Source organism: Pseudoalteromonas sp. PAR1 (genome assembly GCF_947311895.1).
Taxonomy (GTDB): domain Bacteria; phylum Pseudomonadota; class Gammaproteobacteria; order Enterobacterales; family Alteromonadaceae; genus Pseudoalteromonas; species Pseudoalteromonas lipolytica_C.
Genome location: NZ_CAMZMY010000021.1, coordinates 61,087 through 75,881, shown reverse-complemented (window position 1 = coordinate 75,881; position 14,795 = coordinate 61,087). Strand labels below are relative to the sequence as shown.

The 14,795-nt window shown below is 41.5% G+C and carries 13 protein-coding genes; 2 read left to right on the top strand and 11 right to left on the bottom strand.

Going from position 1 to position 14,795, the window contains the following annotated elements; genetic code table 11:
• Positions 1-114: 114 nt before the first annotated feature.
• Positions 115-429, bottom strand: a complete 315-nt coding sequence (locus tag QL229_RS16165; RefSeq protein WP_138558456.1) for a multidrug efflux SMR transporter — start codon at positions 427-429, stop codon at positions 115-117.
• A gap of 230 nt (positions 430-659) precedes the next feature.
• On the opposite strand from QL229_RS16165, the gene QL229_RS16160 reads away from it, so the two are divergent.
• Entirely contained in the window at positions 660-1,568 is a 909-nt protein-coding gene (locus QL229_RS16160; RefSeq protein WP_138558455.1) for a transporter substrate-binding domain-containing protein, read from the top strand.
• A gap of 38 nt (positions 1,569-1,606) precedes the next feature.
• Here the strand turns inward: QL229_RS16160 and prpF are convergent, their stop codons facing one another.
• The 5 genes from prpF to QL229_RS16135 form a co-directional block, all read right to left on the bottom strand.
• Positions 1,607-2,776, bottom strand: coding sequence for a 2-methylaconitate cis-trans isomerase PrpF (gene prpF, locus QL229_RS16155; RefSeq protein ID WP_138558454.1), 1,170 nt, complete (start codon positions 2,774-2,776; stop codon positions 1,607-1,609).
• 3 nt (positions 2,777-2,779) lie between these two features.
• Complete coding sequence (gene acnD, locus QL229_RS16150; RefSeq protein WP_138558453.1) at positions 2,780-5,371, bottom strand: Fe/S-dependent 2-methylisocitrate dehydratase AcnD; 2,592 nt, start codon at positions 5,369-5,371, stop codon at positions 2,780-2,782.
• 116 nt (positions 5,372-5,487) lie between these two features.
• A complete protein-coding gene (gene prpC, locus QL229_RS16145; protein ID WP_138558452.1) occupies positions 5,488-6,612 on the bottom strand; it encodes a 2-methylcitrate synthase in 1,125 nt (374 codons plus the stop codon).
• Between the two features lie 24 nt (positions 6,613-6,636).
• Positions 6,637-7,512 (bottom strand): methylisocitrate lyase, encoded by an 876-nt coding sequence (prpB, locus tag QL229_RS16140; protein WP_135924348.1) that lies wholly within the window; start codon positions 7,510-7,512, stop codon positions 6,637-6,639.
• An 83-nt stretch (positions 7,513-7,595) separates the two neighbouring features.
• Complete coding sequence (locus QL229_RS16135; protein WP_054554723.1) at positions 7,596-8,300, bottom strand: GntR family transcriptional regulator; 705 nt, start codon at positions 8,298-8,300, stop codon at positions 7,596-7,598.
• A gap of 281 nt (positions 8,301-8,581) precedes the next feature.
• On the opposite strand from QL229_RS16135, the gene rsmF reads away from it, so the two are divergent.
• The gene (rsmF, locus tag QL229_RS16130) at positions 8,582-10,021 is read left to right on the top strand and encodes a 16S rRNA (cytosine(1407)-C(5))-methyltransferase RsmF (protein WP_281547163.1); all 1,440 of its coding nucleotides are present in this window, start codon (positions 8,582-8,584) and stop codon (positions 10,019-10,021) included.
• A 255-nt stretch (positions 10,022-10,276) separates the two neighbouring features.
• Here the strand turns inward: rsmF and QL229_RS16125 are convergent, their stop codons facing one another.
• The 5 genes from QL229_RS16125 to tmk are packed head-to-tail and all read right to left on the bottom strand — an operon-like array spanning position 10,277 to position 14,782.
• The gene (locus QL229_RS16125; protein WP_138558450.1) at positions 10,277-12,133 is read right to left on the bottom strand and encodes an alkaline phosphatase D family protein; all 1,857 of its coding nucleotides are present in this window, start codon (positions 12,131-12,133) and stop codon (positions 10,277-10,279) included.
• A complete protein-coding gene (locus tag QL229_RS16120; protein ID WP_138558449.1) occupies positions 12,133-12,912 on the bottom strand; it encodes a YchF/TatD family DNA exonuclease in 780 nt (259 codons plus the stop codon). Before QL229_RS16120 ends, QL229_RS16125 begins: the two co-directional genes overlap by 1 nt.
• Positions 12,913-12,925: 13 nt before the next feature.
• Entirely contained in the window at positions 12,926-13,252 is a 327-nt protein-coding gene (locus tag QL229_RS16115) for a PilZ domain-containing protein (protein WP_054554720.1), read from the bottom strand.
• A gap of 8 nt (positions 13,253-13,260) precedes the next feature.
• A complete protein-coding gene (locus QL229_RS16110; protein WP_135924345.1) occupies positions 13,261-14,154 on the bottom strand; it encodes a DNA polymerase III subunit delta' in 894 nt (297 codons plus the stop codon).
• Position 14,155: 1 nt separating this feature from the next.
• Entirely contained in the window at positions 14,156-14,782 is a 627-nt protein-coding gene (tmk, locus tag QL229_RS16105) for a dTMP kinase (protein WP_138558448.1), read from the bottom strand.
• Between the last annotated feature and the right edge of the window lie 13 nt (positions 14,783-14,795).

Below are 14,795 nucleotides of genomic sequence, written 5' to 3'. Positions count from 1 at the left end.
TTAAGCTAAAACTTACCCCAAACTACTATGGCGCATTATGACGCCGTTGGGGAGTGGAGAGAGTCCATTCCATTAATCCTAAAGATTACTTAATTATTTTCAGAGATAAAAAATCTAACTCGCTAGTTTCAAACCAATAATTCCAAGGGCAATCAGCAGTAAGCTGGCTATTTTTAATAGACTCACGCCTTCTGCTAGTAGCGTCATACCTAGTATTGCAGACCCAATCACGCCAATACCTACCCAAACGGCATAAGCCAAACTAAGTGGTAATGATTTAAGCGCCACACTTAAGCAATAAAAGCTCGCAGCCATAGTTAAAATTGTAAAGAATGAGATGAGTGGTTTAGTAAAACCGTTTGATTGTTTTAGGCCATAAGCCCAAGCGACTTCAAGTAAGCCAGCGGTAATAAGTAGGATCCAATTCATGGTCGACCTCTTTATGGGGTCGTCCCCGAATTTAATTTCAACTTTAAGGCCGTCCTCAAAGCGGTGTAACACTTCGCCACACCCGACGAAATCTACTATGTTGCGAATACCCTGTCAACGATATGAATTAGATTTAAGCCACAGCTTAGAGGTATATTGTTCAAGTGATTAGGTTGTATATTTACAGCAAAAGGCTAAGCTATATGTAAATAACAAAACTAAAATACTATATGAAACTGTTTGCAGCGTTATTTTTATTTTTTTCATATCAAGCTATTGCTAACCTTACTCCTGTTACTTATGAAATGGATGGCGAATTTATTACAGAGCAAGCGGTACGCTTTAATGGCGGGTACGGTTATAACCTAGATGCCAAACACGTTCTAAAGCTCGTTACCCTCGATTGGCCCCCTTATATAGACGAAAACTTATGTAATAAAGGTTGGCTTTTCCAATTTACGGTCAGTGCTCTTCTTGAAAAAGGCTACGGCGTTCATATTAGTTTTTACCCTTGGGCACGTGCAGTTAGAGAAGCTGAATTAGGCCGAGCAGACATCCTCTTTCCTGAGTACTTCATTGAAGGTAATGTGATTTCTGATAACTTTTTAGATAAAACCCGTAACGATTTACTCGCTTTAAGTCATGCAATCCCGGGGGGAGATCTATCTTTCGTGGCGTTAAAAGGAAACCAAATCCCTTTCAATGGTGACTTAAACTCAGTAAAAGACCTGCCTATTGGTGTAGTTCGCTCATATAAAAACACCAAAGAATTAGATGCCATGATCGATAACAAAGAAATCGATACAATCGTGGCAAATAATGAGTACCAATTAATTCACCTGTTACTTAGCAACCGAGTAAGCCTGATTGTGGCAGATCTTGAAGTGTTAAAAGCCAGCGTTCATAAATCTGAGTTATCAATTAAGGGTAAACGACAAATATTAGAATCACTGGTCGCACTAGAACCAAAACTTGAATACAAAGCACTTTATTACTCTGTCAGTAAATCAACACCGCATTGGCAAAAAGTTTTACAAGATTTGAATGATGAAATAGAAATGATGCAACAAAGCGGCAAGTTTGATGAGTTTATTGAAGGCATGAAACAACAGTGCTACGGATTAGAAAAAGCGGCGTAACCGCCGCTTTATTTTGATCATATCAGTACGATAGAGTACTACTCAGGCACTCGAACCCAGCCTTCCATTAATACACGTGCACTTCGGCTCATACTTGCTTTTGTGACTTGCCAATTGCCATTAACAAGTGTTGCAGCAGCGCCGACTTTTAAAGTGCCAGAAGGATGACCAAAGTTTACTTCCTGACGCTCACCACCACCTGCCGCAAGGTTTACCAAGGTACCAGGAATAGCAGCTGCAGTACCTATTGCAACCGCAGCCGTGCCCATCATGGCATGGTGCAACTTACCCATCGACATAGCACGTACCACTAAATCAATATCAGTATCACTAACAACTTTACCGCTTGACGCATGATAAGTTTTAGCTGGTGCAACCCAAGCTACTTTTGGCGTATGTTGACGTGCTTTTGCTTCATCAATATGAGAAATTAGCCCCATTTTCAATGCTCCGTAAGCACGAATAGTTTCTAATTTTTCAAGCGCAGATACATCACCGTTAATGGCTTCTTGCAGCTCTGTACCATCATAGCCAACTTCACTGGCGTTAATGAAAACCGTTGGAATACCCGCATTGATCATGGTAGCAGACAACATACCAATGCCTGGCACGTCTAGTTCATCGACTAAATTACCTGTTGGGAATAAGGCCCCTTCGCCATCTGCAGGGTCCATAAATTCAAGTTTCACTTCAGCGGCAGGGAATGTCACACCATCAAGCTCAAAATCACCAGTTTCTTGTACTTCACCATTTGTAATTGGCACATGCACTATGATGGTTTTACTAATATTGACTTGCCATACTTTAACTTCGACAACGCCGTTATCTGGAATTTTGCTGGCTTCAACAAGGCCGTTCGACACAGCAAAGGCCCCGACTGCTGAAGTTAAATTGCCGCAATTACCACTCCAATCTACAAACGCTTTATCGATAGCCACTTGACCAAACAGATAATCAACATCGTGATCAGCTTTAGCGCTTTTCGATAAAATCACCGTTTTACTGGTGCTTGACGTTGCGCCGCCCATGCCATCAGTTTGTTTTTGATAAGGATCAGGGCTACCAATTACACGCAATAACAGTTTATCGCGCGCCTCACCTGCCACTTGGGCAGGCTCAGGTAAATCAGTTAAGTTAAAGAACACCCCTTTACTGGTGCCGCCACGCATATAGGTCGCTGGCACCTTAATTTGTGGTTTAAACGCCATTACTTAGTGCTCCTCAGATTCTAAGAAATCTTGCGCGAAACGTTGTAGTACACCACCTGCTGAATAAATTGACACTTCTTCAGCGGTATCTAAACGACACGTCATTGGTACTTCAACGGTTTCACCATTGGCACGGGTGATCACTAAAGTCAGGGTTGCACCTGGTGTTGGCTCACCTTTCACGCTAAAGGTTTCACTGCCATCAATACCTAATGTAGTTCGCGTAGTACCGGCTTTAAATTCTAGCGGTAGTACGCCCATACCAATTAAGTTAGTGCGGTGAATACGCTCAAAGCCCTCGGCTGCAATCACTTCAACACCTGCAAGGCGTACACCTTTTGCAGCCCAGTCACGTGATGAGCCTTGACCATAATCGGCACCTGCCACAATGATAAGCGGTTGTTTACGCTGCATGTAGGTTTCGATTGCTTCCCACATACGTGTCACTTTGCCTTCTGGTTCAATACGAGCATATGAACCTTGCTTCACTTCACCATTTTCTTTAACCATTTCATTCAATAACTTAGGGTTAGCAAATGTAGCACGCTGTGCAGTTAAATGGTCGCCTCGGTGCGTAGCATACGAGTTAAAATCTTCTTCTGGAAGACCCATTTTAGCTAAGTACTCGCCAGCTGCACTTGACGCTAAAATCGCATTTGAAGGCGATAAGTGGTCAGTGGTGATGTTGTCACCCAGTACCGCTAATGCACGCATATTACTAAGCGAACGTTCACCCGCTAATGCACCTTCCCAATAAGGAGGACGGCGAATATAAGTACTTTGTGGACGCCATTGGTAAAGCGGATCGTTGTCTTCACCGTAATCAACACTTAAATCAAACATTGGCTCGTAAACCTTTTTAAATTGTTCAGGTTTAACACTTTGTTTGATCACTGCATCAATTTCTTCATCTGATGGCCATAAATCCATTAAGCGAATTTCGTTGCCTTGTTGATCGTACCCTAATACATCTTTTTCGATATCAAAGCGAATAGTACCAGCAATGGCATAAGCAACAACCAGTGGTGGTGAAGCTAAGAATGCTTGTTTAGCATAAGGGTGAATACGGCCATCAAAATTACGGTTACCCGAAAGTACAGCTGTTGCATATAAGTCACGGTCAATCACTTCTTGCTGAATCTTTGGATCAAGCGCACCACTCATGCCATTACAGGTCGTACATGCAAAGCCAACGATACCAAAGCCAAGTTGCTCGAGTTCAGGTAATAAATTTGCTTCTTCTAAGTAAGATTTAACCGCTTTAGAACCCGGTGCCAGTGATGTTTTAACCCATGGCTTACGGGTTAACCCTTTAGCGTTAGCATTGCGCGCAAGTAAACCTGCAGCAATAACGTTGCGTGGGTTACTTGTATTAGTACAACTTGTGATTGCTGCAATGATACAGGCGCCATCTGGCATTAAGCCTTCTTCATTCTCAACAACGCCAGTGATACCCGCTTTATCAAGGTCCTTTGTTGCAACACGCCGATGTGGATTTGAAGGGCCCGCAATATTGCGACCAACTGATGACAGATCAAAGGTTAACACACGCTCATATTCTGCCGTTTTAAGGCTATCGCTCCAAAGACCGGTTTCTTTTGCGTAAGTTTCGACTAGTTTAACCTGCTCTTCTTCGCGACCTGTTAAGCGTAGGTAATCAAGTGTGTTGTCATCAATGTAGAACATCGCAGCTGTTGCGCCAAACTCTGGCGTCATATTAGAAATAGTTGCTCTGTCACCTAAGGTAAGTGCATCGGCACCTTCACCATAAAATTCAAGGTAGGTCGACACAACTTTTTCATTGCGTAAAAACTCGGTGATCGCTAATACGATATCAGTTGCAGTAATACCCGGTTGTGGTTTGCCTTTTAGTTCAACACCCACAATGTCAGGTAAACGCATGTAAGATGCACGGCCAAGCATCACGCTTTCAGCTTCAAGACCACCCACGCCTACAGCAATAACACCTAATGCATCGACCATAGGTGTATGGCTATCAGTACCAACTAGTGTATCTGGGAATGCCACGCCATCTCGGTTTTGGATCACCGGTGACATTTTCTCTAAATTGATTTGATGCATAATGCCGTTACCCGGCGGGATCACATCAATATTTTTAAATGCTGTTTTCGTCCAATTGATAAAATGAAAACGGTCATCATTACGACGATCTTCAATAGCACGGTTTTTTTCAAAAGCATCCGGTTCAAAACCTGCGTGTTCAACCGCTAATGAGTGGTCAACAATTAACTGTGTAGGTACCACAGGGTTCACTTTTGCAGGATCGCCGCCTTTTGCAGCAATAGCATCACGCAGACCTGCTAAATCAACTAACGCTGTTTGACCTAAGATATCGTGACACACAACTCGCGCAGGAAACCATGGAAAATCTAAATCACGCTTACGGTCAATCAATTGCGACAGTGCATCATTTAGCATTTCAGGTTCACAGCGACGAACTAAGTTTTCGGCAAGTACTCGCGATGTGTAAGGAAGTGTGGCATAGCTGCCCGGTTTAATTGCATCAACAGCAGCGCGAGTATCAAAGTAATCGACTCCTGTGCCTGCTAATGGTTTTCTAAAATTTGTATTCATGATGATTCTACTTGTACTTGGTGACGGTGAACAAAGATGGGCTGATTGTTTTTGTATTTATTTCGCCCCTTCATAAAGGGGCAGCTAAGCTACCCCTATCACTGATTTAATTACGATTAACGCTCAGAAATTGGCGTATAGCTACGCGCTTCTGGGCCCGTATAATCTGCACTTGGGCGAATAATACGGTTATTAGCACGTTGCTCTTTCACGTGTGCTGTCCAACCTGTTACACGGCTCATCACGAAAATTGGCGTGAATAACTTAGTTGGGATACCCATAAAGTGATACGCAGATGCATGGAAGAAATCAGCATTACAGAATAATTTCTTTTCACGCCACATAACTTCTTCACAGCGAACAGACACTGGATAAAGAACATCGTCACCCACTTCTGCAGCCAGTTTTTCTGACCATTTTTTGATGATCACGTTACGTGGATCTGATTCGCGGTAGATAGCGTGACCAAAGCCCATGATCTTGTCTTTACGCTCAAGCATGCCCATCAGCGCATCTTCAGCTTGATCTGGGCTTGTGAAGCCTTCAATCATATCCATAGCGGCTTCGTTTGCACCGCCATGCAGTGGACCACGTAAGCTACCGATAGCACCCGTTACACATGAATGAATATCCGACAATGTCGATGCACACACACGCGCAGTAAATGTCGATGCATTAAACTCATGCTCAGCATAAAGAATTAAAGACACATTCATTACTTGCTCAAACAGTGCTGATGGTGCTTCATCATGTAACAAACGTAAGAAGTGTGCACCTACCGAATCATCATCAGTTTCAGTGTCGATACGAACGCCGTCATGACTAAAACGATACCAGTAACAAATGATGCTTGGGAATACGGCAACTAGGCGGTCAATCGCATCATTCGCTTGTGAGAAATCTTGCTCCATTTCTAGGTTACCTAGCATAGAACAACCGGTGCGCATTACATCCATTGGGTGTGCGTCTTTAGGGATGTTTTCAAGCACAGTTTTTAGTGCTTCAGGTAAACCACGTAGTGATTTTAGCTTTGCTTTATATTCAGTAAGCTCAGATTCTGTTGGTAATTCACCACGCGACAGTAAAAATGACACTTCTTCAAACTGCGCTTTATCTGCTAATTCACTAATATCATAACCACAATAAGTTAAACCTGAACCTGACTTACCTACTGTACACAGTGCTGTTTCACCTGCTACTTGACCACGTAAACCTGCGCCGCCTAATGCTTTATCTACCATGAGTGTTCTCCTTATATGTTGTCGTTATGATTTTTTAGCTGAGAAAAGGTTATCGAGTGTGTTTTCATATGAGTGGTAATCTAAAAACTCATATAATTCTGCACGTGTTTGCATGTTGTCTAATTGGCTTTGTTGTGAGCCTTCGTTAAGAATAGACGAATACACATTGAGCGCTGCTTTGTTCATGGCTCTAAATGCACTTAATGGATAAAGTACAATTTCAACACCAACTTCGCTTAACTGCTCTTTTGTATAGAGCGGTGTTTGACCAAATTCAGTGATGTTCGCAAGAATTGGCACATTTAACGCTTTAGCAAACGCTTGGTAATCTGCTAAATCATGTACAGCTTCTGCAAAAATAGCGTCTGCGCCAGCTTCAACACATGCTGCGGCGCGATCAATCGCGGCATTTAAGCCTTCTTTTTGGAATGCGTCAGTACGCGCCATGATGTAAAAATCACTGTCAGTTTTGGCATCAACCGCTGCTTTAATACGGTCAACCATTTCATCTTTAGACACGATTTCTTTATTAGGACGGTGACCACAACGCTTTTGTGCTACTTGGTCTTCAATATGGAAGCCCGCAGCACCCGCTTTGGTCATTTCTTTAACGGTACGAGCAATATTAAATGCACCGCCCCAACCTGTGTCAGCATCAACAAGAAGCGGTAAGTCGGTAGCGCTGGTAATTCGACGAATATCTTCAAGTACGTTATCTAGGCTAGTCATACCTAAATCTGGCATGCCGTATGACGCGTTAGCAACACCTGCACCTGAGAGGTAAAGTGCTTGGTGACCTGTTTTTTCTGCCATCATTGCGCAGTACGCATTGACGGTGCCAACCACTTGCAATGGCTTGTTGTTGGCAATTGCCTGTTTGAACTTTAATCCTGCTGACATTGGATAACTCCTATCTTTGAACGGTTTCAGCTCTTTGGCTGACTCTATTTTTAAATCTAAATTGTGACTGTTTAACTACGGCGCTACTGATTTTTTGCTGCGAGTAAGTCAAACTTAGTCTGAATATTTGCCTGAGACGCGCTGATATGGCGTTTCATAAGCATTTCGGCTAATTCACCGTCATGGTTTTCAATGGCATTAATAATAGCCAAGTGTTCATCAAATGCTTTTGATACACGCGGCCCAACCATACCCATTTGTACACGGTACATACGAATTAACTGGTACAACTCATTACATAAAAGATGAATTAAGTGTGCGTTTTTCGACCCTTTTATAATGCGATAATGAAAATCAAGGTCGCCCGCTTCTTGGTAGTATGATTCACCTTCTTTTACACGCTGCGTTTGTAAGTGCTGGTTTAACAACTGCTTTAAACCCTGCACTTCTTCAGGTTCCATGTTGTCGGCAGCTAACCGACAAGCGAGCCCCTCAAGGGCACTACGTACCTGATAGACTTCGATTAAACGCTCAGCGGTCAGTGCGACTACACGGCAACCAACATTGGCTTTACGCTCTACCAAATAACAGCTCTCTAAACGATTTAGCGCCTCGCGAAGGGTGGCACGGCTTACACCATAGCGTTTAGCAAGTTCTGGCTCAGAAATTTTGCTACCCTGCTCTATGGTGCCTTGTACAATTTCACGACGCATGTCGACAAACACTTGGTCTGATGCCGTTGTTATCGTGATATCGTTGTAGTTATCGTTGGCTTTTTGCTCTGTCATAAATAGGTCTATTTAAGTACTAAATTAAGATTGTCGACAATTTGTGAGTTCACTATGCGCCCTATCATCGAATGTGTCAACCTTGAGATCGGAAAAATAGACTAAAAAACCAGCAAAATGTCGACATAAAATGATATTTATCAAAAATAATGACTATAAAAGACATTTATATCGGCAATTTGTCGACACTTTAATATCGCTCGTAAAAAGCTAAAAATATCCCCTGACAGCGCTATAAATGGTATGATCCGGCTATTATTACGTGACGTGAGAGCCATTTAGTGGACGCTAATACATATATTCCAGACTCATTTATTGATGATGTAAAAAGCTACCTTCCTGAACATTTATCATTAGACGACTTTATTGCAGCCTGTCGTAGCCCACTTAGACGCTCAGTTCGCGTAAATACATTAAAAATGTCAGTCGATGAATTTCAGCGTCAATGCGCCAATAAAGGATGGGAGTTAACAGCAATTCCATGGTGTGAAGAAGGATTCTGGTTAACACGTCCAAGTGAGGAAGAAGAAGCCCTTGCAATCGGTAATACCGATTTACACTTAAGTGGCGCTATGTATGTACAAGAAGCCAGCTCAATGCTGCCGCCGGTTGCACTCAGAGCCGAGGTTGAGCAAAGCAATACGGTATTAGATATGGCATCGGCACCAGGTTCAAAAACATCACAAATCGCTGCCATGATGGATAATAGTGGCGTGTTAGTTGCCAATGAATTGTCATCGTCTCGCTTAAAAGTATTGGCAGCAACCCTCAAACGTATGGGTGTTGGTAACTGTGCGTTATCACATTTTGATGGTGTGATCTTTGGGGATTACATGTATGAGTGCTTCGACAGTATTTTGCTAGACGCCCCGTGCTCAGGTGAAGGCACGGTTCGTAAAGATGCAGACGCCCTAAAGAATTGGTCAATCGAATCTAATATTGATATTGCTGCTGTGCAAAAAGCACTCATCAAAAGTGCCTTTTATGCCCTAAAACCCGGCGGCACATTAGTTTATTCGACCTGTACTTTAACACCCCTTGAAAACCAACAAGTGTGCGAATATCTATTAGCTGAGTTCCCTGATTGCATCGAAGTACAATCACTCGATAGCCTGTTCGATGGCGCAGATAAAGCGACAACCAGCGAAGGTTATTTGCACGTTTGGCCGCAAACTTACGATAGTGAAGGTTTCTTCATCGCTAAATTTAAGAAAATAGCGTCAAGCGATAACCCCAATCTAAAAGTTAAGAAAGGCGCATTTCCGTTTGCTGAGTTTGATAAAAAGCAAAGCCAAGCGTTTATGCAAACAATTAAAAAACAGTTCGGTCTAAAATCACTTAAAGGCACTTTAATGCAGCGTGATAAAGAGCTTTGGTTGTTTCCTGATGGCTTTGATGAACTGCAAGATAAAATTAAATACTCACGTTTAGGTATTCAACTTGGTGTAATTCACAAAGGTGGGGTTCGCTTAGCGCATGAATTTGCCACCGTATTTGGCCAAGATTGCGATAAAAATACCTTTGAGATGTCTGCTTGCCAAGCAAACGATTACTTTAACGGTAAAGATATTCGGCTCGAAAAACCAACTCAAGATAATGGTGAAGTAGTGTTAATGTTATGTGGCTGTCCGGTAGGCCTTGGTAAGTGGCAAAAGAATAAAATTAAGAACTCATTACCACGTGATTTAGTACAAAATGCCCAGTTGATAACTTGGGTATAAGTTGCGCATAAGGCTTGTATAAAGTAGGCACCTTTTTAGGTAAAAAGCCGTAACAGGCTGATTTTAAACTAGTATAAAATTTGTACATTTACCGTGCAATTTCCTGCTAATTAACTACACTTAAAAGTACTTTCTACTTCTCCCTACTGAATTTAGAAGGTGTTTTTTTATAGTTAGCGCAGGCTCGCACGAGCCACCCCTAAGCCCAGAACAATGCGGATTCGTTCTGGGCGTTTTTTTATTCTGAGCATTCGATTAATGTGTGTTTAAATCGAATTCTGTAATTTGGTTGTCAGCGTGAATAAGTTCATATTTTGCGAGCAAACCATCATTGAGCTCTATCAAACTGATAGCTGCATTACTAACCAAATACTTTTGCCCTTCCCCCATAGTTTGGTGTTTATCAACTTCCATCTGCCAACGTTTAGTAAAAAAGTTAAGTGGGCTTTTTGGGGCATATAAAATCGAATCTAGCTTATCGAGTACATTAATGAGCTTGCGAGGAAACTCATTTTTAATACCACTGGCGGTTAACTGCCAAATACGGTTTTTATGTTTGCCAAAGCGCTTTTGCACTGAAAAACAAAATGAATAATGTACATCACCAGAGAGTATCAAGGTTTCTTTTGGTGTATCTTCACGGCGGAAAGTATCAAGTAGCTTTTTAGCGGAACCTTCGTGGGCCATCCAGTTTTCAACATCAACTAGCAAAGGTTGCCCACAAAAATTAAAAATAGCTTGGATTGCTTCAATTGATTTAACACCAAACACCGGTGCTGGAGATACAATAATCACTTTATCGTGAGACAATAAGCTTTCTTCTAATTCTGTTAGCCTCTCCCAATCAAGTAAGCCAGATGGTTCATTGAAGTTTTGTTCATTACGCCAGCGATGGGTTCGGGTATCGAGCACCACAACTTTGGGTATGGTATTAAGCTCATAATGCCAATGGTTAAAATTGAGTATTAGCTTATCAAAGTCTTTAAAATGCCAACTCTGCTGCTTTAAACTCTGCTTAAAACTTGGCAATAAAGACAACGAGTTAGCGCCCGCATCATTACCAATTCCTTGCATTAACCAATAACTAATCAGGCCATTATTCACTATGCGTCGGCTAGCTGGATGCTGATAAATAGCCTGCTCCCATCCTGCGGTTAAGTTCCAATCATCGGTGACATCATGATCATCAAACATCATCAATGTCGATACATTGGCAAATAATCTTTCGACACTACCAAGGCCTTTTGCGAAACCAAGTAAAGCGTCTTTTTCAAGTTTGAATAAATTAGCGTATTTAGGAGCTAATGCTGGGCATTCAATTGTTTCAAACTCGATTAACTGCCAAGTAATAGTGCTAAAGTTTAGTAAATAAAGCGCTATAAATTCTTGAAAATGAATTAAGTGGTTTTCAGCTTTTAAACTTGAGAAGTGCGGCTCATCTTTTTTGAGCCAATAACCAACACCAAATTTACTGCGTTTTTGCCAAGGCACTTTAGGTAAGTGTAAATGGCGCTTATAAAGTTGTTGTTCAAACCCTGCTGGTAAATCTAAATCAAGTTCGGGCTCTACAAACACACCAAATAAACTAATCACTTTTTCAATCGCGAGCAGCATAGGCCCTGCGACATCATCTGCATATATTTGATCGCCAGATAACAATAATAAGTCAGCACCTGCATTAAGAGATTGACGCTGGTCATTTTGCCATTTGTCTGCAGCAACGAGGCTATCTTTTGCAGGGTGATGAGGGTTACGACAGGAACCATGAAGAATTCTATCGAGCCTATTGGGGATCACAAATGCAGGAGATTCAGCTCGCTCGTAACAATAAGACGACAAGTCAATGCTTTTATCTTCATCATGTAACGAATAATAGATCAGTGAATCTACTGTAAACTGGCCACTGACTGGCATGACATTGATGAAATTTAAGTAAAGATGTTGCCCTAATTGAATTGACTCTAAGTTAGAGTATGTATCAACACCTTTAAACTCAATTCGGTATTGGCAAGGCACAGTTGTAACAAATTGAAAGCACACTCGCCCTGCATCTGCTCGGCGTACCATTGGCCCCATTACTAACTGAGGTAAATTTGATACGCCTTGCACCATTACGCCCTTTTAGCTTGATTAAACAACGAGTAAAAGTTGTTAGTTGTTGCTTCGGCTAACTCGTTAAAAGTAAGCCCTTTTAACTCAGCGATGTAATAAGCTACATCTTCAACGTAGGCTGGTTGATTTGTTTTACCACGATAAGGAACAGGCGCTAAATAGGGTGAGTCTGTTTCAATTAATAAGCGATCAAGCGGGATTTGCTTTACAACATCTTTTAGCTCAACGGCATTTTTAAACGTAACGATACCCGAAATCGAGATATAAAAGCCCATATCAATGGCTTTTTTGGCCATTTCCCAGTTTTCTGTAAAGCAGTGTAATACACCACCACAATTCTCTGCATTATGCGCACGCATTAGATTAATGGTGTCTTCTCTGGCATAACGAGTATGAATAATTAGCGGCTTATTGAGCTCATTAGCAACCTCGATATGACCAACAAAACTTTCTTGCTGAACTATATGGGTGTCTTTTGAGTAATAGTAATCTAGACCGGTTTCACCTATCGCAACCACTTTATCGTGGCTAGCAAGTGAAATAAGTTTTTGCTTATCGAGCGCGTCTTTTTGATCAAGTGGGTGAACGCCGCATGATGCAGAAACATCTGGATAGTGTTTGATTTTATCCAGCATCGTTGGGAATTGATCTAAAGTGACACTCACGCACAAGAAATGTTCAACTTTCTTTTCGCGAGCATTTTCAAGTACTTGGTCTAAATTAAGGTCGAGTTTATCGAAATCGAGCCTGTCTAAATGGCAATGAGAATCTACAATCATGGTACTACTTTTATTACATGGTATAGGTCGGATTGCCAGAGTTTAACATAGTACCCAAAAGTTTTTCGATCTTCGCATTCAAATTCGTTTTGTCATCAATAAAATTCACACCGATACCCGGTGGATTTGAACTTTGAGCACCTTGCGGGGTGATCCAAGCAACTTTACCTGTCACTACATCGTCTTCCAATGCATCAGGTAAAGTAACTTTTAATGCAAGTGAATGGCCCATTTCAAAACGCATATTAGTGCGAACAAATAAACCACCATTTTTTAAGTACGGCATGTAACAGCGATATAATTCTTCTAAGTCTTCAATATCTACTAATAATTCTTGCACGATGTATCCTAATTTTGGCTTTCACGTAATGAAAACGCTAACTTCGAAATGGCCAGCGACATATTTAAACCTAGCACATGCGAGCTATTATACAGAAATTCTGCTATGGCTTGTTGCGCTTTTTGGTAGCTGAAAAAATCCATCCCTAATACTAATTTTTCCTTTAAATGTTCTGTTAAAAACAGAACAAATACATTAATCAAGGTGCTATCTTTGCTAAGGATCTCGACTAAAGCACTGAAATTATCGCTGTCTTTTAACTCAGTTGCAAATTTATAGAGGGAATCTATTGAGTCTAATTGCTTTTCATTATACCAATGCTCAATAAGCATTGGCTGCTCTACAAATAGTTCTAACCAAGAATAATGAGGTATATTAAATTCACCCAACCATTTTTTAGCTAAGCTAGGATTTACCTTTACCTCATGAACTGCACAGCGGCTTAAAATTGTGGCTGGCAATAAAGCCAGTTGTTCACAGGTTAAAAGCAGGTATCGATTTAAACTGGGTTCTTCAAGAGTTTTTAACAAGGCATTTGCGGCTGCGGTAGTCATTTTATGACTGTGTTCAAGTACCACCACTTTATTACCATTTTGAGCTGATGAATGATTAATAAAATCTGTAATTTCACGCACTTCATCAACACCAATAGTTTGGCCTTCAGCCTTTACAACGCGCTTGTCGGGATGTGTGTTTGCTCGGTTTAATTGACAGCTTTTACATTTTCCACAGGCAATTAGGTTGTGGGCATTAGAGCACAGTAACGCATCAGCTAACATATCAACTAGCTCACGTTTTCCCACACCGATATCGCCATTAAATAACTGTGCATGATGGAAACGTTGCTGCGAATAGCTTTGAGCTAATTGCTGATATAAAGGTTCAAGCCATGGCAAAGGCATGCTAATTTACACCTTTGAAGAATTCATCAAGCACACTGGTAATAGCTGCATGCACTTCAGGCATGGTTTGATTAGCATCTACTGTTTTGATGCTGTTGTCAGTGCTTGCAATCTCAAGATAACGTTCTCGAGTGCGCTCAAAAAAACCTAAAGCTTCTTGCTCTATACGGTCTAGTTCACCACGTCCTTTTGCACGTTCAAGACCCACTGCAGGTTCAATATCTAAATATATCGTTAAGTCTGGTTTTAATCCCTTTAACACCATATCAGCTAAAAAAGAAAGTTGCTCTTGTTCAATCCCACGACCACCCCCTTGATACGCTTGCGATGAGAGATCATGACGATCACCTAACACCCAAGTGCCCTTTTTAAGTGCTGGAGCAATGACATTAGCAACCAATTGCGAACGTGCCGCATACATAATTAACAGCTCAGTTTCAGAAGTGACTGTTTCTTGATGAGCCTGTTTTACGATACTACGTAGTTCTTCTGCCATGGGTGTTCCACCTGGCTCACGTACATTGATAAATTCGATCTGCTTATTTTCTAAATAAGCTTGGCACACGGCAATTGCCGTTGATTTTCCAGCCCCTTCAAGGCCTTCAATCACTATAAATTTCGCTGTCATATGACTCTATTCT

What these genes read in the sequence shown, in the direction of transcription:
- prpB (WP_135924348.1), bottom strand. Translation starts at nt 7,512, where the DNA reads ATGTCAGCAGGATTAAAGTTCAAACAGGCAATTGCCAACAACAAGCCA.
- QL229_RS16120 (WP_138558449.1), bottom strand. Translation starts at nt 12,912, where the DNA reads ATGATTGTAGATTCTCATTGCCATTTAGACAGGCTCGATTTCGATAAA.
- QL229_RS16160 (WP_138558455.1), top strand. Translation starts at nt 660, where the DNA reads ATGAAACTGTTTGCAGCGTTATTTTTATTTTTTTCATATCAAGCTATT.
- prpF (WP_138558454.1), bottom strand. Translation starts at nt 2,776, where the DNA reads ATGGCGTTTAAACCACAAATTAAGGTGCCAGCGACCTATATGCGTGGC.
- QL229_RS16165 (WP_138558456.1), bottom strand. Translation starts at nt 429, where the DNA reads ATGAATTGGATCCTACTTATTACCGCTGGCTTACTTGAAGTCGCTTGG.
- QL229_RS16110 (WP_135924345.1), bottom strand. Translation starts at nt 14,154, where the DNA reads ATGCCTTTGCCATGGCTTGAACCTTTATATCAGCAATTAGCTCAAAGC.
- QL229_RS16125 (WP_138558450.1), bottom strand. Translation starts at nt 12,133, where the DNA reads ATGGTGCAAGGCGTATCAAATTTACCTCAGTTAGTAATGGGGCCAATG.
- prpC (WP_138558452.1), bottom strand. Translation starts at nt 6,612, where the DNA reads ATGGTAGATAAAGCATTAGGCGGCGCAGGTTTACGTGGTCAAGTAGCA.
- tmk (WP_138558448.1), bottom strand. Translation starts at nt 14,782, where the DNA reads ATGACAGCGAAATTTATAGTGATTGAAGGCCTTGAAGGGGCTGGAAAA.
- acnD (WP_138558453.1), bottom strand. Translation starts at nt 5,371, where the DNA reads ATGAATACAAATTTTAGAAAACCATTAGCAGGCACAGGAGTCGATTAC.
- QL229_RS16135 (WP_054554723.1), bottom strand. Translation starts at nt 8,300, where the DNA reads ATGACAGAGCAAAAAGCCAACGATAACTACAACGATATCACGATAACA.